The following is a 21,974-nucleotide window of genomic DNA, read 5'->3' as shown; positions in this document are numbered from 1 at the left end:
CGGTGGTCGCAGCCAAGACTGCCACGTTAGGTTGGGAGCGAGGTAACTTGATGCCGCGATGCACGCAAACGACCCGCAGGAGGCCGTGATGACCCGGCCGGCTGCGCAGGACAAGAGCGGATGAGCAGCGCCGTGGGCATCGACCTCGACGGCTGGCAGCGCCTGGTGGACGGGCTGCGCGAAGCCGTCTTCGTCGTGGACGCGGCCGGAGTGGTGCGCGTGCGCAACGCCGCGGCCGCCGACCGGTTCCCCCGGCTCGGCCTCGGCGGGCAGTTCGACGTGCACGTCGCGGGCCGCCGGCACGACCTCGGCGAGGGCTGGAGTGCCTGGTACGTCACGGACTCCACGCTCGACCACGCACATCTGCGGCTCGCCGGCGAAGGATCGCGCGAAGCGACCCTGAAGACGATCGTGCAGCTCGCGGCGGAGTTGCTGGGCGAGCACTGCGTCGCCGTCGTGCCCGCCACGCGCGACCGGCTGGAGTGGTGGCGTTGTGGTGGTGGCGAGCCCACGGTCATGCGCACGCCTCGCCGTGCCTCGGAGATCTCCGAGGTCCTGACCGGCTCGTCCACCCTGCTCAGGATCACCTCTTTGGGTGAAGGCAGCTGGGGTGTGCCGGAGGACTTCGGCTGTGCGCTGGCCGTGCCGCTGGGCGTCGGCGGTGCGCTCGTGGTGGTGCGCAAGGGCGACTTCGCGCCGAACGACGTGGAACGGATCCGGCTGTTCGGCAAGCACGCCGCCGTGGCGCTGGAGTCGTCGTCGAGGCTGACGGAGCAGCAGCGGACGATCGAGGTGCTGCGGTCGGCGCTGCTGCCGTTGCCGCTGCCCGAGGTGCGCGGTGTGACGCTGGCCTCGGTGTTCATCCCCGCCCACCAGCGGGCGCTGGTGGGCGGGGACTTCTACGACGTCCACCCGCGCACGGACGGCTCGGCGACGTTCGTGCTGGGCGACGTCTGCGGGCACGGCCTGGAGGCCGCGGTCCACAGTGGACGTGTCCGGCAGTCGCTGCAGGCGCTCTCCCTGGTCGAGACCAACCCGGTGCGGCTGCTGCACCTGCTCAACACCTCGTTGCGCGCCACCGGCTCGAAGCTCTTCACCACGCTCGTCGTCGGTGAGCTGGTGCCGCTGGCCGACGGGGGCGTGCGGTTGTCGCTCGCGTCCGGCGGTCACCCCGCGCCGCTGGTGCTGCGGGCGGACGGCAGTGTCGACGAGGTGAGCGCCACCGGTGCGATCGTCGGAATCCTGGCGGACGTCCGGTTCTCCGGCGAGCAGGTCACGCTGGCGCCGGGGGACACGCTGGTGCTGTACAGCGACGGCTTCACCGAGGCCCGCGCGCACACGAACCGCACGGAGTTGTTCGGCGAGCAGCGCTTGCAGGCGGTGCTGAAGGAGTGCAAGGGCCTGCCGGCGGAGGAGATCGCGCGGCACTGCGAGCGGGCCGTGCTCAAGTGGCTGGACCACGACGACCACGACGACCTGGCCCTGCTGGCCGTCCAGGCCGTGTGAATGAAGTTCCCGGTCCAAGGGTTCATCTCCCGTTCGTTCGCCTGGACAGCTTGACCGGTTGAGATCTGCGCATGTCCCACTCACACGATCACTCGCACGGTGATCACACGCACCACGAGGTCGAGCCGGTCGAGGGCAGCTGGCTCGACCCCGCGGACGACCGCCCGGCGTCGGTCGAGCGCCGCCGGTTCCTCGCGGGCCTGGGCATCGCGGCGGGTGCCGCCGGTGTCGCCGGAGCCGTCGGCACGGGCAAGGCCGAGGCGCACGTCCCGGTCAACCCCTGGGGCGGCGGTGAGCGCTGGTACTCGGGCGACCACCACATCCACACCCAGTACTCCGACGACGGCCAGTACACGATCGCGCAGCAGGTCGCGAAGGCGCACGAGTTCGGCCTCGACTGGGTCGTCATCACCGACCACGGCGGCGTCGCGCACCAGAAGTTCTCGATCGACCAGATCACGCCGGACATCGAACGCGTCCGCCGCTCGCAGCGCGACGTGCTGGTCTACCAGGGCCTGGAGTGGAACATCCCCGGCGCCGAGCACGCCACCGTGTTCATGCCGCCCGGCAAGCACACCGTCGACATCCTCAAGGCGTTCGAGCTGTCCTACGACGGCCGCATCGCGAACAACGCCGAGTCGCTCGCCCTGGCCGCGCTGCGGTACCTGGAGGCGCAGGTCCTCTCCGGACGGACCGAGATCGCCCTGATGTTCGCGAACCACCCGTCGCGGCGCGGCGTGGACAGCCCGCACGAGATCCGCGGCTGGCGCGACGCGGCTCCGGGCGTCGCGGTCGGCATGGAGGGCGCGCCCGGCCACCAGGCCGCCGGCACGCCGAAGTCCGCGGGCGGCTCCGGGCGTGCGCGCGGCTACTACGACACGGCCGCACCCGGACCGGAGTCGTTCCCCGGCTACCCGCCGGAGTCCTACCGCACCCACGGCGGTTTCGACTGGATGACCGCCAAGGTCGGCGGCCTGTGGGACTCCCTGCTCGCCGAGGGACGCCCGTGGTGGATCACCGCGAACTCGGACGTGCACCAGGTCTTCAACGACACCCTCACGCCGGGCAAGCAGGACTACGCCACGACCGGCTCGAAGGGCGCCCCGATCGACTCGGGCGTCAAGCAGACCGCCTACGGCGACTTCTTCCCCGGCCAGTACGGCGCGAACGTGGTCGGCGCGCGGTCGAAGTCCTATGTGGACGTCATGCGCGGCCTGCAGTCGGGCAAGGTGCTGACCGTGCACGGCCGCCTGATCGACGGCCTGGAGCTGCGCGTGCGCTCGCGCGACGACCTGCGCGGCGTGACGCTGGGCGGCCGGACGTTCGTACGACGCGGCGGCGACGTCGAGGTCACCATCGAGGTGGACCGCGCGTCCGGACCGAACTTCTCCGGTACCAGGCCGGTGCTGGCCAAGGTCGACCTGATCTCCGGTCCGGTCACCGGTCCGTCCGCCGACCGCGACCTGTTCCTCGCGCCGGAGACCACCGTCACGAAGACGTTCGAGGTGCCGCGCACCGGCAAGATCCGGTTCTCGCACACCTTCAAGAACGTCGAGCGGTCGTTCTACCTGCGGCTGCGGGGCAGTGACGGCAAGCGGCTCACCTCGGCCGGTGACCCGATGATCGACGAGATCGCCAACTCCGACCCGTGGGCCGACCTCTGGTTCTACGCCAACCCGGTGTTCGTCGACGTGGTCTGAGGTCCGGGGTCCTTTGAGGACTAGGTTGGTCGGGTGTCCATGACGCGCGAGCCCGACCGCCTGGTCCTCTTCACCGACGCCGTGGTCGCCATCGCGATCACGCTGCTGGTGCTGCCGCTGGTGGAGATCACCTCGGAACCGGGTTCCGAGCCCGCGAGCGAGCTGGTCTCCCACCACTGGCCGCAGATCTTCAGCTTCCTGCTGAGCTTCGTGGTCATCGCGCACCTGTGGTTCACCCACCACCGGCTGTTCGAGAACGTGAAGCGGTACAGCGCCCCGCTGGTGGTGCTGAACATGGCCTGGATCCTGACGATCGTGGTGCTGCCGTTCCCGACCGAGCTCGTCGGCAGGCCGGGGGAGGACCACTTCACGCAGTTCTTCTACATCGGCACGATCGCCGTCAGCAGTGTGCTGCTGACGGCGATGACGCTGCTCGTGCACGGCAGCCCGGATCTGGCCGTGGAAGCCCGCGGACTCTCGCGGCGGGTGGTGCTGACGGCCCTGGTCCCGACCGCGGTGTTGCTGCTCGCGCTCGTGCTGTCGCCGTTGACCAGCTACTGGGGCCTGCTGCTGTTGCTGGTCAGCCCGTTGGTGCAGCGGCTCCGATGACGGACAGCAGCTGCAGCTTCTCGTAGCTCTCGCTGCCCGGCGTGGCCGTGTAGACGAGCAGGAAGTGGTGCTGGCCGGGATCGAGCAACGTCTGGCAGTGCAGTTCCAGCGCCCCGACGCTCGGGTGGACGTAGCGCTTGACCTCGTGCGGGCGGATGCCGACCTCCTGGGCGTCCCACACCCGCCGGAACTCCTCGCTGCGGGCGAGCAGGAGCTCGCTGTACCGCGCGGCCCGGGAACCGGGACCGCGCCGGGTCACGGCTTCGCGCAGGCCCGAAGCGAACATCCTGCTGAGGAACCCGTGGTCGGCGGGTTCGTACAGCGCGCGGGACGCCGGGTCGGTGAACCACCGGAAGCCGAGGCTCCTGGCCGGACCGGTGTACCGGCTCGCGTCGCCGGTGAGCGCGATGCCGGGCGGGGTCTGGCGCAGGGTCTCGCCGAGCTCGGTGACGATTTCGGCAGGGGTGTCGTGCAGCCGGTCGAAGATCCGCGCCAGGCCGGGGCTGACGTGCTCGCTGATCGCGCCGCGCGAAGGCGGGCTGTGCCCGGCTAGCCGGAACAGGTGGTCGCGCTCGTCCAGCGACAGGTGAAGGCCCTGGGCGATCGCCGCGATCATCTGTTCGGACGGGTGCGTGCCGCGTTCCTGTTCCAGGCGCGCGTAGTAGTCCGTGGACATGTTGCACCGGGCGGCGACCTCCTCGCGGCGCAGGCCGTTGGTCCGGCGCCGCGGTCCGCGCCGGAGGCCGATGTCCTCGGGCTGCAACGCCTCCCTGCGGTTGCGCAGGAACGCGGCCAGGCCTGCTCGGTCGATCACGTCGGCTCCCTTCGCCTTCCTCGTTTCTAACGTGCGCGCGCCGCCGCAGCCACGGAGCGAGAGGTCCTGGATGCGCCCGTGCCGGTCCGGCCACTGTGGAGGAACACACCACGACGAGCAGGGGAGTGCGCGATGAGCAGGAAGTTCGACGTCGAGGTCCCGGACCTGTCCGGCAGGCGGGCCGTGGTCACCGGCGCCAGCGACGGTGTCGGGCTCGGCATCGCGGGACGGCTCGCGGCGGCCGGGGCCGAGGTCGTCATGCCCGTCCGCAACCAGCGCAAGGGCGAGGCGGCGATCGCCGCGATCCGCCGGCGGACCCCGGACGCCGACGTGTCGTTGCGTTCCCTCGACCTGTCGTCGCTGGCCTCGGTCGCCGCGCTGGGCTCGGTGTTGCTGGAGGAGGGCAAGCCGATCCACGTCCTCGTCAACAACGCGGGCGTCATGACCCCGCCCGAACGGCAGACGACCGCGGACGGGTTCGAGCTGCAGTTCGGCACCAACCACCTCGGCCACTTCGCCCTCGTCGGGCACCTGCTGCCGTTGCTGAAGGCCGGCCGGGCCCGCGTGACGTCGCAGATCAGCATCGCCGCGAACCAGAACGCCATCAACTGGGACGACCTGAACTGGGAACGCTCGTACAACGGCGGCAAGGCCTACAGCCAGTCGAAGATCGCTTTCGGCCTGTTCGGGCTCGAGCTCGCGCGGCGCAGCGAGGCGGGCGGCTGGGGGATCACGAGCAACCTCGCCCACCCCGGCGTCGCGCCCACGAGCCTGCTCGCCGCCCGTCCCGAGGTCGGCCGCGCCCGTGACACGCTCGGCGTGCGCGCGATCCGGGTCCTGTCGTCCGTGGGCGTCCTCGGCACCGTCGAGTCCGCCCAGCTCCCGGCCCTGCTCGCCGCGACGGCGCCCGACGCAGGAGTCTTCTACGGTCCGAGCCGCGTCGGTCACCTGAGCGGACCGCCCGCCGAGCAGGCCCTCTACAGCCGGCTGCGCGACGCCGACGAGGCCCGGCGCGTGTGGCAGGTGTCCGAGGACATGGTCGCTAGTGCGGTGACCACGAACCTCCACCGGGTCTTCCGGCGCTCAGCAGGGCGCCTCGCGGCACCGTCCCCGCGCCCCCGTACGTCCAGTACCCGGGACGCGGGGACGGCACCGCGATGCACCCGTCCGACTGGCGAAATACCAGGTGGAGGTCAGGGGCCACCGCACTAGCGGACTCCGTGCGGGCGGAACTGGACGCTGATCCGCGGCCCGACGACCTTCGAGGTCTTGGGGATGGCGTGCTCCCAGGTGCGCTGGCAGGAGCCGCCCATCACGAGCAGGTCGCCGTGCCCCAGCGCGTACTTGTGCGTCTCGCCGCCGCCTCGTGGCCGCAGCAGCAGGGCGCGCGGCGTGCCGACGCTCAGGATCGCGACCATCGTGTCCTCGGTCTCGCCGCGGCCGATCGTGTCGCCGTGCCAGGCCACGCTGTCCCGGCCGTCGCGGTAGTAGCAGAGACCGGCGGTCGTGAACGGTTCGTTCAGCTCGGCCAGGTAGTGGTGCGAGAGCGCGTCGCGGGCCGTGGTGAGGACGTCGAACGGCAGCGCGCCGCTGTAGAAGCAGAGCAGGCGCGGCACGTCGACCACCGTGTCGTACATCTGGCGGCGTTCGGCGCGCCACGGCACCTCGTCGACGAGCCGGTCGAACAGCGCGTCGGCGCCCGCGAGCCAGCCAGGCTGGACGTCGATCCACGCGCCGTCGCCCAGTTCGGTGCGGCGCGGGGCGAGCGGGGCCAGTTCCGGCTCCGTCTCCAGGTCGAACAGCGATCCCTGGCGCATGGACCGCAGGATAATCGAACGTGTGTTCTACGGCCAGCTAGGGCTTCAGCACGGCCCAGACGGCGTCCGCGACGATCTCGCGCGCCTGGGCCAGGTCGAACACCCCCAGCAGGAACCGGCGCACCGACTCGTGCGCCGGTCCCATCGCCACGGGTTCCAGCGCCCACGGCGGCACCGTGCGCAGCTCGCCGGACGCCATCCGGTCGAGGAACCAGGCCAGCACCGGCGCGAACTCCGCCATCTTGGCCGCGGGGTCGGCGTGGTCCGGTGCGGCGTAGAGGAAGCGCGCCCGGCTGGGGTTCGCCATGACCCAGTCGAGGTAGCTCAGCGTCAGGCCGCGCACGCCCTCCTCGGCCGACCCGGCCCGCAGCGCGGGCAGCATCGCGGCGACGCACCGGCCGTAGCTGTCGGCGTAGAGCTGCGCGAACACTCCCGCGCGGCTGCCGAAGTGGTGGTAGATGCTGCCGTTCGACATGCCCGACCGCTCGGTCAGGGCGGCGATCGTGACGGCGTCGAGGCCGCCTTCCCCGACGAGCTCGAGCGCCGCGTCGAGGAGAGACTGTCGTCGGTCGGACATGCGGGTTAGAGTACCGCTCTGGAGCGACGCTCCAGAGAAGGGGAGAAGCAATGGCGCTGTCGATTCCCGGCCTGCTGCGCGATCGTGTCGCACGCACGCCCGACGCCGAGGCGATGCGGTACCGCGACAACGGGGGCTGGGCCTCGCTCACGTGGTCCGAGCTGCAGGAACGGGTGGCAGCGGTTGCGTTCGGGCTGGCCGGGGAGGGGCTGCGCAAGGGCGACCGCGTGGCGTTGATGGGCCGCACGAGCATCGAGTGGATCGTCACCGACCTCGCTGTGCTCGCCGCCGGTGGCGCCACCACGACGATCTACCCGAACAGCACGGCCGCGGAGGTCGCGCACATCCTCGGCGACTCCGGCAGCCGGATCGTGGTCGTGGAGACCGATGAGCACGCCGCGCTGGTGCCGGACGGCGTCGAGGTGCTGCGGTTCGGGGCGGTGCCCCGAGCTTCCGGTGACTACGACGCGTTGATCGGTGACCTGGCACCGGACGACCTGGCGACGTTGATCTACACCTCGGGCACGACCGGCACGCCCAAGGGCGTCGAGCTCACCCACGAGAACTGGCTGACGACGGCGGAGGCCATTGCGTCCCTGGGCATTCTGCAGCCGACGGACCTGCACTTCCTGTGGCTGCCGCTGTCGCACGCGTTCGGCAAGGTGCTCACGATGGCGATGATCGCCGCGGGCGTGCCGACCGCCGTCGACGGCGGCGTGGAGCGGATCGTGGACAACCTGGGCGAGCTGCGGCCGTCGATCGTGGCCGCCGCGCCGCGCATCTTCGAGAAGATCCACGGCCGGATCGTCGCGGGCGCGCGGGAGAAGGGCGGCGTCACCGAGAAGATCTTCCGGTGGGCCGACCGCGACCACGGCCCGGCGACGCGCTGGCTCGCGGATCGCCTGGTGTACCGCAAGCTGCGCGACCGGGTGGGCGGCCGGATCCGCTACTTCGTGTCGGGCTCCGCGCCGCTCGCCCCGGAGATCGCCGAGTTCTTCGAACGCGCCGGCATCACGATCCTGGAGGGCTACGGGCTCACCGAGTCGTCCGCGGCGACGTTCTTCAACCGGCCGGGCATGATCAAGATCGGCACGGTCGGCCCGCCGATCCCCGGCATGGAGGTCAAGATCGCCGAGGACGGCGAGGTGCTGCTGCGCGGCCCCGGCGTCATGCGCGGCTACCACAACCGGCCGGACGCGACCGCCGAGTCGTTGGTCAGCGGCTGGCTGCACACCGGCGACATCGGTGAACTCGACGACGCGGGCCGGTTGAAGATCACCGACCGCAAGAAGGAGCTCATCAAGACCTCGGGCGGCAAGTACGTGGCGCCCACCCGGATCGAGAGCATGATCAACGCGGCGTCGCCGTACATCAGCAACGTGATCGTGCACGGCGACCGGCGCAAGTACTGCGTGGCGCTCGTGACGCTCGATCCGGACACCGCCGGCGGGCTCACCGACGCGGAGTCCGAGGTCGGCGACGCGATCAAGACCGTCAACGCGCAGCTCGCGCGGCACGAGACGATCAAGCGCTTCGCGGTGCTGGAGCACGACTTCAGCGTCGAGGACGGGTTGCTGACCGCGTCGCTCAAGCCGCGCCGCCGTGAGATCGAGAGGCGCTACGCGGACGTGCTCGACAGCCTGTACTAGGCCAGGAAAGGACGAACCGCCCACCGACGGAAGTGGCGGGCGGTTCGTCCAGGCGTTCGGTCAGCGGCGGTCGCGCGGTTCGCCGTCGCGCTCGACCTCGACGCGTTCCTTGCGGACCTCGCCCTTGACGTCCCTCTGCTCGGTGACGGCGTTCTTCTCCAGCCGGACCCGTTCCGTTGCCTCGGTGCGCTTCTGCACCACCGGTTCCTCGCGGTGCAGCGTGACCTCGGCCTGCTCGTCGGCGAACGCCCTGCCCGGCTGACCGGTGGCGGGCTCGCGGACGACCCGGACCTCCTCGTGCGTCACGGGGACGGTGATGTTGCGCTGCTCGGTCACCGTGTGCTTGACCAGCCGCACCCGGCCCGCCTCGACCTTGCGGGTGCCGACGTCCAGCTTCTCCTCGGCGAGCGTCACCTCGGCGCCCTCGTCCCGCCTGCCGTGCCTCGCCGGCTGCTCGCGGTTCTCCATCGCGGCCCGCTTGCGGTCCTGCCCGCCGTCGATCCGGTCGTGGTCACCGGTCTTGGCGTGCGGGATCATCCCGTAGTGCCGGTAGAGCGCCTCCTGCTCCTCGTCCGACATGCGGTTGTCGTCGGTGTGCACGCTCGGCGCGTCCTTCACCTGCTCCTTGGACACGGGGACGGTGATGCCGCCGCCGCTCACCTCGCCCTGCTGGATCGGGACGAAGCTCTGCCGCAGACCGAACAGTCCGGTGTGGACCTCGGCCCACATGGGCTCGCCGGTGCCGTCCTCCAGCCAGATCTGCTTGACCGAGCCGATCTTCTCGCCCCTGTTGTCGATCACGTCGCAGTCGTACAGAGCCTCAACGTGCGTCTGATCGATCATCGTGCCGTCCCTCCGCCTTGGGTCTGGTTGCCTGCAGGCGAAGTACCCACCTCCGCGGGCGGATCGCGGGTCACCCACCGACCGGGTGACCCGCTCCCGCCTGGCAGTTCAGCCGAGTGGGGGACCTAGGACACGACCTAATCGCAGACGGCGCCGCGCGAGGCCGAGCCGACCAGCTTGGCGTACTTGGCGAGCACGCCGCGCTGGTAGCGCGGAGGCAGCGGGGCCCAGCCCTCACGGCGGCTGTCGAGGTCCGCGTCCACGTCGAGCGTCCCGGAGGCGACGTTCAGCGTGATCTGGTCGCCGTCGCGCACGAACGCGATGGGGCCGCCGTCGACGGCCTCCGGTGCCACGTGCCCGACGCACAGGCCCGTCGTGCCGCCGGAGAACCGGCCGTCGGTGAGCAGCAGGACGTCCTTGCCGAGGCCCGCGCCCTTGATCGCCGCGGTGATCGCGAGCATCTCGCGCATGCCCGGCCCGCCCTTGGGACCCTCGTAGCGGATGACGACGACGTCGCCCGCGGTGATGGTGCCGTCCTCCAGGGCGTCCATGGCGGCGCGCTCGCGGTCGAACACGCGGGCGGTGCCGGTGAAGACGTCCGAGTCGAAGCCCGCCGACTTGACCACGGCGCCCTCCGGGGCGAGCGAGCCCTTCAGGATCGTGATGCCGCCGGTGTGGTGGATGGGCTTGTCGAGCGCGCGCAGCACGAGGCCGTCCGGGTCGGGCGGGTTGATGTCGGCGAGGTTCTCGGCGACCGTGCGGCCGGTGACGGTGAGGCAGTCGCCGTGCAGCAGACCGGCGTCGAGCAGCGCCTTCATCACCACGGGCACGCCGCCGATGCGGTCGACGTCCGTCATGACGTGCCGCCCGAACGGCTTCACGTCGGCCAGGTGCGGCACGCGCGCGCCGATGCGGCTGAAGTCGTCCAGCGACAGTTCGACGCCGGCCTCGTGCGCGATGGCGAGCAGGTGCAGCACCGCGTTGGTGGAGCCGCCGAACGCCATCACGACGGCGATCGCGTTCTCGAACGCCTCGCGCGTCATGATCTGCCGCGCCGTGATGCCCTTGCGGAGCATCTCGACCACGGCCTGGCCGGAGCGGCGCGCGAACCCGTCCCGGCGCCGGTCGGTGGCCGGGGGAGCGGCACTGCCGGGCAGCGACATGCCCAGCGCCTCGGCCGCGCTCGCCATGGTGTTCGCCGTGTACATGCCACCGCACGCGCCCTCGCCGGGGCAGATCGCGCGTTCGATCAGGTCGACGTCCTCACGGCTCATCAGGCCGCGCGCGCAGGCCCCGACGGCCTCGAACGCGTCGATGATCGTGACTTCCTTCTCGGTGCCGTCGGTCAGCGTGACCCGGCCCGGCAGGATCGACCCCGCGTAGAGGAACACGCTGGCCAGGTCGAGCCGTGCCGCCGCCATCAGCATGCCGGGCAACGACTTGTCACACCCCGCGAGCAGCACCGAGCCGTCGAGGCGCTCGGCCATCATGACGGTCTCGACGCTGTCGGCGATCACCTCGCGGGAGACCAGCGAGAAGTGCATGCCCTCGTGGCCCATCGAGATGCCGTCCGACACGGAGATCGTGCCGAACTCCAGCGGGTATCCGCCGGCCGCGTGCACGCCGTCCTTCGACGCCTTCGCGAGCCGGTCCAGCGACAGGTTGCACGGTGTGATCTCGTTCCACGACGAGGCCACGCCGATCTGCGGCTTCTCCCAGTCCTCGTCGCCCATGCCGACGGCCCGGAGCATGCCGCGCGCGGCGGTGCGCTCCAGGCCGTCGGTCACGTCGCGGCTGCGTGGCTTCACGTCCGGTGTATCGGTCATGAGCGCACGCTAGTCGCTCTTACGAGGGGTTGGCTGCGTGAGTCAGCGTCTCCCAGGCGATGAACAGGTTGTCGGTCCCGTGTGGACGCTTCGACTCGGTGTAGATCTTGGTGTTCGCCATCGCGATGCCCAGCCGGGTGTTCAACGCGTTGTAGCTGACCTCCGGCGTCGGCCCGAGCTCACGGCTGTAGGAACCGCCGCACAGCCACGACGGCACGGGCTCGCCGTTCTGGTACTTGGAGTGCAGGCCCCACGCGTGCCGCATGCGGTCCTTGATCTCGCCCCAGATGTCCTGGCCCTGGTGCCGCGCCGTCTCCGCGAGGTGCGAGGCGGCGGAGAGCCCGTAGGCCGTGTGGGCGAAGTCCCGGCAGGTCTCCTGGGTGACGCCGTCGACGAACGTGGACTGGTCGTGCCAGTAGGAGATGATCTCCGCCCTGGTGTCGATGCCACTGCCCGGCGGCGTCTTCGGCAGTGCCCCGTCGGTGGTCAGGTAGATGAACGCCTGGATGCGCGTCCGGAAGATGCTGATGGCCTTGTCGTAGGCCGCGCGGTCCTCCAGGAAGACGGCGATGCCGATCGACGCCTCCATCATGCTGAGCTCCCAGTTGCCGTTGGTGTTCGCGCGGCCGTTCTGGATCTCGGGCAGGTAGACGGTGCGCAGCATCGTGCCGAACCGCGCGCTGCCCGGCCAGGTGCCGTAGACGTGCTTCATGATCTCGGCGGCCTTGGGCCAGCTGCTGGCCGACCACGCCGTCTGCAGCGGGGCGTTGGAGTTGGTGTGGTCGCGGATGGTGGCGGACCAGGCGTCCATGATCTGGATGGCCTTGGTCGCGTACCTGGCGTCGCGGGTGACGTACCAGGCCAGCGACAGCGTGTAGGCGGCGAGCGCGTCCTCGCGTTCGTCGGTGCAGCCGTTGTTGGGGTTGCTGACCGGGCCGCACTCCACGACCGCCCGCGGTTTCGGCGTGCGGTTCAGGTCGGCGTACTTCGACGCCATCATGCGGTCGTAGGCGGTCTTCCACGGCTGGGCGCCGGCCAGGACCTTGGTGCGCATGAAGTCCAGCTGTGGCCGGGAGACCACGACTCCCGGGTGGACGAACGTCGCCGGTGCCGCCTGGGCGGTGACCGGGACCAGGAGGGATGCCATCAGGGCGATCAAGACCGCGCAGGAACGGGTGACCATGAGGTCAGTGTTAGTGGTCTATACCTTTTTGGTCAATCATTCCGGAACAAGGTTCACGGTGGTGAACGAACCCAAGCCGCACAACGGAAATACCCCGGTGCGCGGGAGGTGCACCGGGGTATTTCGCCTATCTGAACTACGAGGTCAGAACGTCACTCGCGGCACTTCTTGCCGGTGTTGACGCAGTTGACGAGGCGGTTCATGATCTTCTGCGACATCACGTTCGCGAAGTCGTCGTGGTCGGTGAGCGGGTTGTGCTCCTCCTCCGGGAAGGAGTCGACCAGGTAGCGACCTTCCTTCTGGACGTCGAGCGGGATGTTGTAGGTCAGCGAGATGCGCAGCTGCGGAACGGCCTTGAAGCCCTGCTTGCACTTGCCGTTCTGGTCGGGGAACACGATGTGGTCGCGGTGGTTCGCGGAGTCGATGTTCTTGCCGTCCCAGCAACTCGGGAAGTCGTGCACGCGCTTGACCTTCGCGCCCTGCGGGCAGATCGGGTACTTGTCCATCAGGACCTTGTCCTCGAAGCCCGTGCAGGTCCAGGACGCCTTGGCGTTCTTCGGGCCGTTCTGGCCGGCCTTGGCGTCACCGTAGAGAACACGGAGGAACTTCGGCATCGCGACGACCTTGCCGGTCGGGCTGCCGCGGAACTGGAGGTCGACGACGGCGGGGCGCTGGATCTCGCCCTCGTTGCCCTCGAGCTCGTTGTTCGCGTTCTCCTCGGGGTTGTTCTGGTTCTTCTTGTCCTCGGTGCCCTCGGCCTGCGCGGCGTCGGCGTTCTCGCCACCGTTGTCGAGGCCCTCTTCACCCGCGGCCTTGTCCTTCACGGCACAGGCGGCGGCCGGGTTCAGGTCGGGTGCCTGCTGGCCCTGGCGGCTGAACGCCAGCATCATCCGGTTCAGGATCGCGGCGCGCTTCTCGCGCGTCGGGCCGACGATGATGTTGTCGCGGTCCTGCGCCTTGGTGGACTCGAGCCTCTTCTCGGCCTCGGCGGTCACCTTCTCGATGTTCTCGAGCTCGCGGTCGATCTCCGCCTGGGCCGCGTCCGGCACGTCCTCGGGCAGCAGCGACGCGACGTCGGGGCACTCGAGCTGGGCAGCTTCCTTGGCCGCCTTGTCCTTGTCCTGCTGGGCCTTGTCGTCCTTCTTCGGCGGGGCCTGCTCCGCGGGCGGTGCGGCCTCAGCCGGCTCCTCGTCGGTGATGCGGACGACCGGCCAGAAGTAGGCGGACTTGTCGCCGTTCTTGCAGGTCGTGCCCGCCGCCTGCAGCGACTTGTTGTTGGAGTCCGCGTTCGTCGAGAGGTTGCCGACGTAGTCGTGCAGGTGCTGTGCGCCGTTGCGGACGCCAGGCTGCGCGATGAAGTTGTCCGGGTTGAAGTGCGCGTTCTCGTTCCGGCCGCAGTCGACGGTGAACGTGCCTGTGGTGGCGTCGTTCTCCGGCTTCGGTTTCTTGACGTTCGGCTTCACCTTGGTGATGTCGACGAACAAGCTCTTGTCCGGACCGTCGGCGAGCGCGGCGCCATCAGAAGAACTGATGGCCACCACCGCGGCACCGCCCGCGACCACGGCCATCGCCGCAGCGGCGGCGGTGAGCCAGATCGTGGATTTCCTCCGGTGAATAGCCATTTGCCACCTCGTGGTAGTCCGATAAATCGGCATGGTGAAGCTGACGGCGGTTAGGGGCCGCTATCTTCGGGATGAACCTGGGTGTGCTGTTTTAGGTCAGTACGAACGAGATCTCCGCCGCGATTTCTTCGATCGGGATATCATTCGCATCCCCACCAGCGCGAGCGCGAGCACTCCGATGGCGCCGAAGAAGACACCGTTGTTGTCCCCGAACACACCTTGCTCGGCGGTGCGGGTGAACCTGGTGCCCTCGGGCACGGTCGGGATCACGCCGTCGGTCGGGTTGGCCGACTGCTCGGCCGCCGGGTCGCCCGTCGTCTCCGGGGTCCCGGAGTCGTTCGCGGGCGGGGGCGGTGCGAGCGGTTGCGGCGATTCCAGTCCGGCGAAGTCGACGCGACCGGTCTCCTCGAGCACCTTGATGTGGTCGAAGACGGTGATCATCGCTTGCGTGGACAGGATGCGGATGAGCTCGTTCTTGGTGCCGGCCCGGATCTGCGCGGCGTAGGCGTAGACCTTGCCGTGCGCCGCACGGAGCCGGTTGGCGAAGACCGCGTCGAACTCGTCACCGGCCGCCGCGTCCATCTCGGCGAGCCAGCCCTTCTGCTCGTCCGAGGCCTCGGTGGGCAACGTGTGGCCGAGCAGGACGCCCGCCCGGTTCACCACGTTGTCCAGGAGTGTGTGCCCCTCGATGAGGTGCTTGCAGGCCTCTTGGATCTTGGGCTGGTCGGCCCGCTTGGCCTTGCCCTTCTCGCCCGCGGGCTTCTCCCACAGGCCGGCCTGCTTGACGCGGTTCATGAAATCGCGGTCAGCCGGTCCGAGGGGCCCCCACTGCGTCTGGACGACCTCGTCGCCCTTGCCGCCGCTGTCGGGCGGCGGCGTGGAGATGGGCGTGGACGGCGTGGAGGGCTGCCCCGCAGCGGTCCCGGTGTTCAGGAGCACCGCCAGCGCACAGCCTGCCAGCGCGACCATCAGTCGCGTCGGCTTCGCCAGATCCATGGGGAGTCGCACGAACGGGAATACGGCCAGGAATGGGAAGCCGCCTCAGTTCGAGACGTCGCCGTTACCGAAACGTTATCGAGGCGGCCGCAACCCCCGCAGGGCTCTGCTCCGAATGCGCGTCATAGGGTCGTGAGCATGAGCAAGCGTTTTGTGGCGTTGGGGGACTCGTTCACCGAGGGTGTGGGCGACGAAGACGCTGGTCGGCCGAACGGCGTGCGGGGCTGGGCCGACCGCGTCGCCGACGTGCTGGGGGCCGCGGACCCCGAGTTCACCTACGCCAACCTGGCCGTGCGCGGCCGGCTGCTGCCCCAGGTGCTGGGCGAGCAGCTCGAGCGCGCTCTGGAGATGAAGCCGGACCTCGTCTCGCTCTACGCGGGCGGCAACGACCTCATGCGGCCCAAGGTGGACATCGACGCGCTGATGCGCCGTTACCGCGCGGCTGTCGCGCGCCTGTCCCACGCGGGCGCGCGCGTGATCCTCTTCACCGGCGTCGACGGTGGTGACGACCCGGTGTTCCGCAAGATGCGTGGTCGCGTGGCCATCTACAACGAGCACGTGCGCGCGATCGCCGCCGAGCACTCGTGCGTGCTGGGCGACATGTGGAACATGCGCCAGCTGCGCGACCGCCGCATGTGGTCGCCGGACCGGCTGCACCTCAACTCGGCCGGGCACGCCGAGGTCGCGATCGCCGTCCTGGACGCTCTCGGTGTCCCGCACCCGCTGCAGCGGACCGTGCTGGGCGTGGCCCCGCTGGTCGACCGCCGGGTCCGGCGCGCGGAGGACTGGAGGTGGGCGCGCGAGCACGTCGTGCCGTGGGTGATGCGACGGGTGCGCGGCGAGTCGTCCGGTGACGTGATCCGGCCGCGCCGACCGGAACCGCTGCCGCCCTCGTAAGGTAGAACGTGTTCCTTGACGTGGTTGCTCATAACGAGGCGACCGCGCTTTGGTGACGGATCTCGCGACGATTGTTTGCATGTAGAACGCGTTCTAGAAGTTGTGTGGACCTGGATTGATGCAGAGCCCTAGCGTCAGTGGGCATGCGTCGCAGGACCGCACTGATCGCACTGACGATCTGCGCGTTGGTCGCCGGGTGCGGGAGCAGGCTCACCGACGAGCAACGCGCGGCGCTCGTCGTGCCGCAGGGAGGGTCGGCCGGCACCCAGGACGGTGCGGTGACCGGCGAGGACGGCGCGGTGCCCGAAGGCACCGCGCAGCAGCCGGGCGCCGCGAACCCGCAGGAGGCCGACAAGAAGCCGAACCCGCCCGGCAGCATCGCGGGCGGCTGTCAGGGCACCGGCGGCGCCACGGACAAGGGCGTCACGGCCGGCGAGATCACGATCGCCAACATCTCCGACATCAGCGGCCCGGTGCCCGGCATCTTCCAGTCGGCCCAGCAGGCCACCAAGGCGTTCGTCGAGTATTTCAACGCCACCCAGGGCGCGGTGTGCGGGCGCAAGCTCAAGCTCGTCTCGTTCGACTCCCGCACCGACAGCGGCGGCGACCAGCAGGCCACCTCTCAGGCCTGCGAGCAGGCCTTCGCGCTGGTCGGCTCGATGTCGGCGTTCGACCAGGGCGGCGGACCCGCGGCCGCCGGCTGCGGAATCCCCGACCTGCGGGCCTCGACCGTCACCGCGCAACGCCAGCGCACGCCCGTGAGCTTCGGTGTGGCGTCGAACGTCGTGAACCTCGTGTCGTCGGCCGGTCCGGACCTGGTCAAGTCGAGCTTCCCCGGCGGCATCGGTGCCGCGGCCTACCTGTACCTCAACGCCGACGCGAGCGCGCAGAACGCCCGCAGCATGCAGAAGGCGGCCGAGGCGCGCGGGATCAAGTTCGTCTACTCGCAGGCCATCGACATCACCGACGTCAACTACGCGCCGTACGTGGCGAAGCTGAAGGAGACCGGCACCAAGATCGTGTACTGGATCGGCTCGGCCCAGTACGCGGTGCGTCTGCAGCAGGCCATGCGGCAGCAGGGGTACACGCCGGAGGCGTTCATCACCGACCCGTCCGCGTACGACCCGCAGTACGTCAAGCAGGGCGGGGCGGCGGTCGACGGGACCGTGGTCTACACGAACGGCGCGTTGTTCGAGGAGGCCAACGCCCAGGTGGCGCTGTACAAGCAGTGGCTGGGGCGGGTGGCGCCCGGTGCCGCGCCCTCGTACTTCGGGATGTTCGCCTGGGCCGCCGCCCGGTTGTTCGTGACCACGGCAGCGAAGGTCGGGCCGCAGCTCACCCGCAAGGCGATGGTCGAGGCGGTGCGCGGGGTGCACGACTTCACCGCCGAGGGGATGGTCGCGCCGCAGGACGTCGGCGGGAAGCGGACTTCGGCCTGCATGACGCTGGTGCGGTTGAAGGGCGGGACGTGGAGCCGGTTGGCGCCCGCGTCGGGGTACTCGTGCGGGTCGTTGATCGACACGGGGGTGGGCGGATGACCGCACTCCTCGCCTACACCATCTTCGGCCTCGTCACCGGTGGTGCCTACGCCGTCGTCGCCGGCGGTCTCGTGCTGACCTACAGCACCTCCAAGGTCTTCAACGTCGGCCACGGCGCGATCGGCATGGTCATGGCGTTCCTCTACTGGGAGCTCGCCGAGAACCGCGGCCTGCCGCAGTGGCTCGCGCTGCTGCTCGTGGTAGGCGTGTGCGCACCGCTGTTCGGGCTGGTGGTCGAGCGGTTCGTCATGCGCAGGCTCGCGGGTGCGCCGGTCGGGATCACGCTGGTGGCCGGGGTCGGGTTGCTGGTCGGGCTGATCGGGGTGGCGCAGGTGGTGTGGCCGCCGCAGGCGCGGCCGGTGCGGCCGTTCCTCGACCAGCTCGGCGTCCACGTCGGACAGTCGTTCGTCAGCGGGCACGACCTGGTGACGCTGGCCTGCGCGGTGCTCGTCGCGGGCGGGCTGTACGTGCTGCTGAACCGGACGCGGACCGGGCTCGCGATGCGGGCCTGCGTCGACGCGCCGGAACTGGCCGCGCTCTACGGGACGCGGCCGGCCAGGTTGTCGGCGCTGAGCTGGGCGATCGGGTCGGCTCTGGCGGCGCTGGGCGGGATCCTGCTGACGCCGGTCGTGCAGCTCGACTACGTGACGATGACGTTGCTCGTGATCACCGCGTACACGGCCGCGCTGGTGGGGCGGTTGCGGAGTCTGCCGTGGACGTTCGCCGGCGCGCTCGGGCTCGGGCTGGTGCAGTCGTACGCGGTGGCGTACCTGCCGTCGTCGCCGTTCTGGATCTCCTTCCGGGCGGCGATCCCGGCGTTGCTGCTGTTCGTGGTGTTGCTGGCGATGCCGCAGTCGCCGCTGCGGATCGGCGGTGTCCGGGGATCGCGCGGGGTGGCCGTGCCGAACGCGCTGACGACCGGGGTGGGCGCCGGGCTGTTCGCGGGGGTGGTCGTCGCGCTGGCGTTGCTGGTCGACTCGGTGGTGGCCGGGCAGCTCGCGCTGGCACTGGTGTTCGGCATCGTGCTGCTGTCGATGGTCCTGCTCACCGGGTACGGCGGTGTGGTGTCGCTGGGGCAGTTCACGTTCGTCGGCGTGGGTGCGGTGACGGTGGCGCGGCTCGGCAGTCCGTCGCCGGTGACGTTGCTGATCGGGGCCGGCGTCGCGGCGGCCGTCGGGGCGGTGATCGCGTTGACGGCGCTGCGGGTCAGCGGGCTGTACCTGGCGCTGGCGACGCTGGGGTTCGCGCAGCTCATGGACAAGCTCGTGCTGCAGTCGCCGATCGCGTTCGGCGTGCGGGGCAGTCTGCAGGTGCCGAAGCTCGTCGAGTCGGCGTCCGCCCAGCTGCTGCTGGCCGCGGCCGTCTTCGTCCTGGTCGGCGTCGGAGTGCTGGCCGTCCGGCGTGGCCGGTTCGGGCGGCGGATGATCGCGGTCAAGGACAGCTCGGCGGCGTGCGCGACGCTCGGGCTGAACGTGCGCTGGATCCGGGTCTGGGTGTTCTCCCTGTCGGCGGCGATCGCGGGGCTCGCGGGCGGGTTGTTCGCGCAGCTGCGGGAGACCGTCGCGGCGAGCGACTTCCAGCTGTTCAACAACCTGCCGCTGCTGCTGTTCGCGGTGATCGCGGGCGTGACGTCGGTGTCGGGCGCGCTGCTCGGCGGGGTGCTGCTGATGCTGCTCCCCGTGCTGCAGAGCGGTTTCCCGGCGTTCGCGGGAGTGGCGGTCGTGCTGCTCGGGGTGGCGGCGGCGGGGCTCGCGCGTGAGCCCAACGGACTGGTCGGCTGGGGTTTCCGGGCCTGGTCCTGGCGGCGCGCATGAGCACGTTGCGGGTGGAGGGCGTGACGGTCCGCTTCGGCGAGGTGACCGCGGTCGACGACGTGTCCCTGACCGTCGAACCCGGCGTCACCGGGCTGATCGGGCCCAACGGCGCCGGCAAGACGACGTTGTTCGACGTGATCAGCGGACTGCGCAAGCCGACGGCCGGACGGGTGCTGCTCGGCGACGAGGACATCACCACCAAGGGGCCGCACCAGCGGTCGAGACTGGGTGTCGCGCGGACGTTCCAGCGGCTGGAGGTCTTCGGGTCGCTGACGGTCTGGGAGAACGTCGTGGTGGCGCTGGAAAGCCGTCGCAGGCCCGCGAAGCTGGCCCGGGAACTGCTGGAACGGGTCGGGATCGCGGAGTTCGCGGGCAACCAGGCCGACACCGTCCCGACCGGCGCCGCGCGCCTGCTGGAACTGGCTCGCGCGCTCGCCACCGATCCACGTCTCCTGCTGCTCGACGAACCGTCCTCCGGTCTCGACCGGGCCGAGACCGACGAGTTCGGCGAGCTGCTGCGGCAACTGAGCGCGGAGGGCCGCTCGGTCGTGCTGGTCGAGCACGACATGGACCTCGTGATGGGCTACTGCGACCACGTGCACGTGCTGAACCTGGGACGGTTGCTGGTCTCCGGCACGCCGGACGTCGTCCGTGCGCACGAAGGTGTCCGGGAGGCGTACCTCGGATGATCGACCTGAAGGACGTCCACGCCGGCTACGGCCGGATCGAGGTGCTGCGCGGGGTGTCGCTGACCGTGCCGCGCGGCACCGTCACCGCGTTGCTCGGCCCGAACGGCGCCGGCAAGTCCACCCTGGTCAAGGTCCTCAGTGGACAGATCAGGGCCACCTCCGGCCACGTCCACCTGGGCGGGGTGCACGTCAACGACGCCGCGCCTGACGAGCTCGCCCGCGCCGGGCTGTGCACGGTCCCGGAGGGCCGCGCGATCTTCCCGAACCTGACCGTGGCGGAGAACCTGAGGCTGATGCGCGGCGACGCCGAGCTGGTCTACCGGCGGTTCCCGAAGCTCAAGGCGCGGCACGGGCAGCTCGCGGGCTCGATGTCCGGCGGCGAGCAGCAGATGCTCGCGTTCTCCCGAGCGTTGATCACCGACCCTGCCGTGCTCGTGATCGACGAGCTCTCGATGGGCCTCGCCCCGGTGATCGTCGCTGAGCTGTACGAGGTCGTCGGGGAGTTGGCGCGGTCCGGCGTCACGATGCTGGTCGTCGAGCAGTTCGCCGAGACCGCCTCCGCCGTCGCCGACCAGGTCGTCGTGATGACGCACGGCGAGATCTCCGCGGACGACGACCTGGCCACCGTCTACTTCGGAGGGACGTCATGAGGTACGCGCTCGTCCTGCTGCTCCTCCTGCTGTCCCCGGCACCCGCGAAGGCGGACATCGGCGGGTTCACGCTGACCGCCCACGCCGCGCCGGTGTCCGTGCTGCTGCACACCGACCTGATCCCGGTGCCGGCCGAACCACAGGGCGAGGTGCACCTCTCCTACACCCAGACGGAACTGGGCTCCGGCCCGATCGGCCGGTCGGTCGCCAGCTCGCTGTGGCCGGGCGCGGCCGTCGGCACCGGCCTGCCGCAGCTGCTCGGGTTCGCCTACCCGGTGCAGGCCAACGCGGCGCACCCCGGTGGTCCGGCGGACGAGTCGAAGCCGGGCATGAAGGCCACCGCGGGAGCCGCGAAGGCCGAGTCCTACGCGGGGGCGAAGCAGGAGGTGCCGTTCCTGCTCACCGCGGACGGGCTGTCGTCGAGCAGCGTCAGTTCGGCGGGCGCGTCCGAGGCCCGCTCGACCGCCGTCACGTCCGCGCAGACGATCTCACTGCTGGCGGGCCTGGTCGTGCTGTCGGGCGTGAAGTTCGAGTCCGTCGCCGTGAGCGACGGCAGCAAGGGGAGCGGCACGAGCACGTTCTCGATCGCCGAGTTCACCGTGCTGGGCCAGAAGTTCCCGGTCAAGGCCCCGGACGCGCCACCGGACGGGCTGCTGAAGGCGTTGGAACCGCTGGGGATCACCCTCACCTGGCCCACGGCCGCGACGAAGCTCGAAGGCACGGCGGCGACGTCCACCAGCCGCGGCCTCACCCTGACCGTCGACGTGCTGGCGTTGCGCACCAAGCTCGGACTCGGCGGCATCCTGGACGGCGTTCTGGCCCCGTTGCTGCCCAAGGAACTCGTGCCGCTGCTCAACCCGCTGCGCAAGATGGTGGTGGTCGTCGGCGACACCGAGGCCGTCGCAAACGCTTCCGCGTCAACGTCGTCGACACCGCCGGACGCACCGGCGCCGGTCGTGCCGGTGCTGCCACCCGCCGCCGACACCCCGCCACCGGCGCTGGGTTCGCCTCCGGTCGCGGGCGTGACCCCACCGTCGAAGCCGGTCACGCCGGTCGCCTCCGCCCGCACCAGGCCGCGCTCTCTGCTCGACTTCCCGGGCGTACCGGCACTGCTGGTGCTCACCGGCCTCGGGGTCGCGGCGGCCGGAGCGTTCGGCATGAAGTCGTTCGGCACCTTCCTGCTGGGCGGCGCCCCCTGTCCCTCCGGGCACCCGACCGGTGTCCCCGACCTCCGCAACGGGTGA

The 21,974-nt window shown here is 70.4% G+C and carries 19 protein-coding genes; 11 read left to right on the top strand and 8 right to left on the bottom strand.

The genetic code is table 11. The features are described 5' to 3' along the window. Positions 1–120: 120 nt before the first annotated feature. The 3 genes from DFR72_RS24175 to DFR72_RS24165 all read left to right on the top strand — a co-directional run bounded on the left by DFR72_RS24175 (position 121) and on the right by DFR72_RS24165 (position 3,815). On the top strand, positions 121–1,506 hold the full coding sequence (locus DFR72_RS24175; protein ID WP_090065003.1) for a PP2C family protein-serine/threonine phosphatase: 1,386 nt from the start codon (positions 121–123) through the stop codon (positions 1,504–1,506). A 71-nt stretch (positions 1,507–1,577) separates the two neighbouring features. Further along, positions 1,578–3,206, top strand: a complete 1,629-nt coding sequence (locus tag DFR72_RS24170; protein ID WP_090065002.1) for a PHP domain-containing protein — start codon at positions 1,578–1,580, stop codon at positions 3,204–3,206. 39 nt (positions 3,207–3,245) lie between these two features. Continuing rightward, positions 3,246–3,815, top strand: a complete 570-nt coding sequence (locus DFR72_RS24165; RefSeq protein WP_090065001.1) for a TMEM175 family protein — start codon at positions 3,246–3,248, stop codon at positions 3,813–3,815. On the opposite strand, the gene DFR72_RS24160 is transcribed toward DFR72_RS24165, so the two are convergent. Then, positions 3,787–4,629: a helix-turn-helix transcriptional regulator gene (locus DFR72_RS24160; RefSeq protein ID WP_090065000.1), complete on the bottom strand. Its 843-nt coding sequence runs from the start codon at positions 4,627–4,629 to the stop codon at positions 3,787–3,789. The genes DFR72_RS24165 and DFR72_RS24160 overlap by 29 nt on opposite strands. A 132-nt stretch (positions 4,630–4,761) precedes the next feature. Here DFR72_RS24160 and DFR72_RS24155 point away from each other — a divergent pair, with 132 nt between their 5' ends. Continuing rightward, entirely contained in the window at positions 4,762–5,841 is a 1,080-nt protein-coding gene (locus DFR72_RS24155; RefSeq protein ID WP_090064999.1) for an SDR family oxidoreductase, read from the top strand. Here the strand turns inward: DFR72_RS24155 and DFR72_RS24150 are convergent. Both DFR72_RS24150 and DFR72_RS24145 read right to left on the bottom strand, forming a co-directional pair. Then, positions 5,838–6,446 (bottom strand): alpha-ketoglutarate-dependent dioxygenase AlkB, encoded by a 609-nt coding sequence (locus tag DFR72_RS24150; RefSeq protein WP_090064998.1) that lies wholly within the window; start codon positions 6,444–6,446, stop codon positions 5,838–5,840. The genes DFR72_RS24155 and DFR72_RS24150 overlap by 4 nt on opposite strands. A 37-nt stretch (positions 6,447–6,483) precedes the next feature. Then, positions 6,484–7,023 carry a TetR/AcrR family transcriptional regulator gene (locus DFR72_RS24145; RefSeq protein ID WP_090064997.1) on the bottom strand — a complete coding sequence of 180 codons (540 nt, stop codon included), beginning with the start codon at positions 7,021–7,023 and terminating at the stop codon, positions 6,484–6,486. 50 nt (positions 7,024–7,073) lie between these two features. On the opposite strand from DFR72_RS24145, the gene DFR72_RS24140 reads away from it, so the two are divergent. Then, positions 7,074–8,672, top strand: coding sequence for an AMP-dependent synthetase/ligase (locus DFR72_RS24140; protein WP_090064996.1), 1,599 nt, complete (start codon positions 7,074–7,076; stop codon positions 8,670–8,672). A gap of 60 nt (positions 8,673–8,732) precedes the next feature. Here the strand turns inward: DFR72_RS24140 and DFR72_RS24135 are convergent, their stop codons facing one another. The 5 genes from DFR72_RS24135 to DFR72_RS24115 form a co-directional block, all read right to left on the bottom strand. Next, positions 8,733–9,515, bottom strand: coding sequence for a DUF2382 domain-containing protein (locus DFR72_RS24135; protein ID WP_090064995.1), 783 nt, complete (start codon positions 9,513–9,515; stop codon positions 8,733–8,735). A gap of 137 nt (positions 9,516–9,652) precedes the next feature. Beyond that, positions 9,653–11,341, bottom strand: coding sequence for a dihydroxy-acid dehydratase (gene ilvD / locus DFR72_RS24130; protein ID WP_090064994.1), 1,689 nt, complete (start codon positions 11,339–11,341; stop codon positions 9,653–9,655). A 19-nt stretch (positions 11,342–11,360) separates the two neighbouring features. Continuing rightward, complete coding sequence (locus DFR72_RS24125; RefSeq protein WP_245983416.1) at positions 11,361–12,488, bottom strand: alginate lyase family protein; 1,128 nt, start codon at positions 12,486–12,488, stop codon at positions 11,361–11,363. A 188-nt stretch (positions 12,489–12,676) separates the two neighbouring features. Further along, positions 12,677–14,146, bottom strand: coding sequence for a DUF1996 domain-containing protein (locus DFR72_RS24120; RefSeq protein ID WP_090064992.1), 1,470 nt, complete (start codon positions 14,144–14,146; stop codon positions 12,677–12,679). Between the two features lie 96 nt (positions 14,147–14,242). Further along, a complete protein-coding gene (locus DFR72_RS24115) occupies positions 14,243–15,142 on the bottom strand; it encodes a DUF4142 domain-containing protein (protein ID WP_090064991.1) in 900 nt (299 codons plus the stop codon). A gap of 138 nt (positions 15,143–15,280) precedes the next feature. Here DFR72_RS24115 and DFR72_RS24110 point away from each other — a divergent pair, with 138 nt between their 5' ends. From DFR72_RS24110 to DFR72_RS24085, 6 genes are all read left to right on the top strand, one after another. Then, positions 15,281–16,039 carry an SGNH/GDSL hydrolase family protein gene (locus DFR72_RS24110; protein ID WP_090064990.1) on the top strand — a complete coding sequence of 253 codons (759 nt, stop codon included), beginning with the start codon at positions 15,281–15,283 and terminating at the stop codon, positions 16,037–16,039. A 143-nt stretch (positions 16,040–16,182) separates the two neighbouring features. Beyond that, positions 16,183–17,577: an ABC transporter substrate-binding protein gene (locus DFR72_RS24105; protein WP_143086687.1), complete on the top strand. Its 1,395-nt coding sequence runs from the start codon at positions 16,183–16,185 to the stop codon at positions 17,575–17,577. After that, entirely contained in the window at positions 17,574–19,391 is a 1,818-nt protein-coding gene (locus DFR72_RS24100; RefSeq protein WP_090064988.1) for an ABC transporter permease, read from the top strand. Before DFR72_RS24105 ends, DFR72_RS24100 begins: the two co-directional genes overlap by 4 nt. Next, a complete protein-coding gene (locus DFR72_RS24095) occupies positions 19,388–20,080 on the top strand; it encodes an ABC transporter ATP-binding protein (RefSeq protein ID WP_090064987.1) in 693 nt (230 codons plus the stop codon). Before DFR72_RS24100 ends, DFR72_RS24095 begins: the two co-directional genes overlap by 4 nt. Further along, the gene (locus DFR72_RS24090; protein WP_090064986.1) at positions 20,077–20,730 is read left to right on the top strand and encodes an ABC transporter ATP-binding protein; all 654 of its coding nucleotides are present in this window, start codon (positions 20,077–20,079) and stop codon (positions 20,728–20,730) included. Before DFR72_RS24095 ends, DFR72_RS24090 begins: the two co-directional genes overlap by 4 nt. Continuing rightward, positions 20,727–21,974, top strand: a complete 1,248-nt coding sequence (locus DFR72_RS24085; protein WP_090064985.1) for a choice-of-anchor P family protein — start codon at positions 20,727–20,729, stop codon at positions 21,972–21,974. Before DFR72_RS24090 ends, DFR72_RS24085 begins: the two co-directional genes overlap by 4 nt.

Origin of the sequence: Lentzea flaviverrucosa (assembly GCF_003350445.1) — a bacterium.
Classification (GTDB): domain Bacteria; phylum Actinomycetota; class Actinomycetes; order Mycobacteriales; family Pseudonocardiaceae; genus Lentzea; species Lentzea californiensis.
The sequence above is the reverse complement of the archived record's forward strand: the minus strand, read 5'-3'. Positions and strand labels throughout refer to the sequence as shown.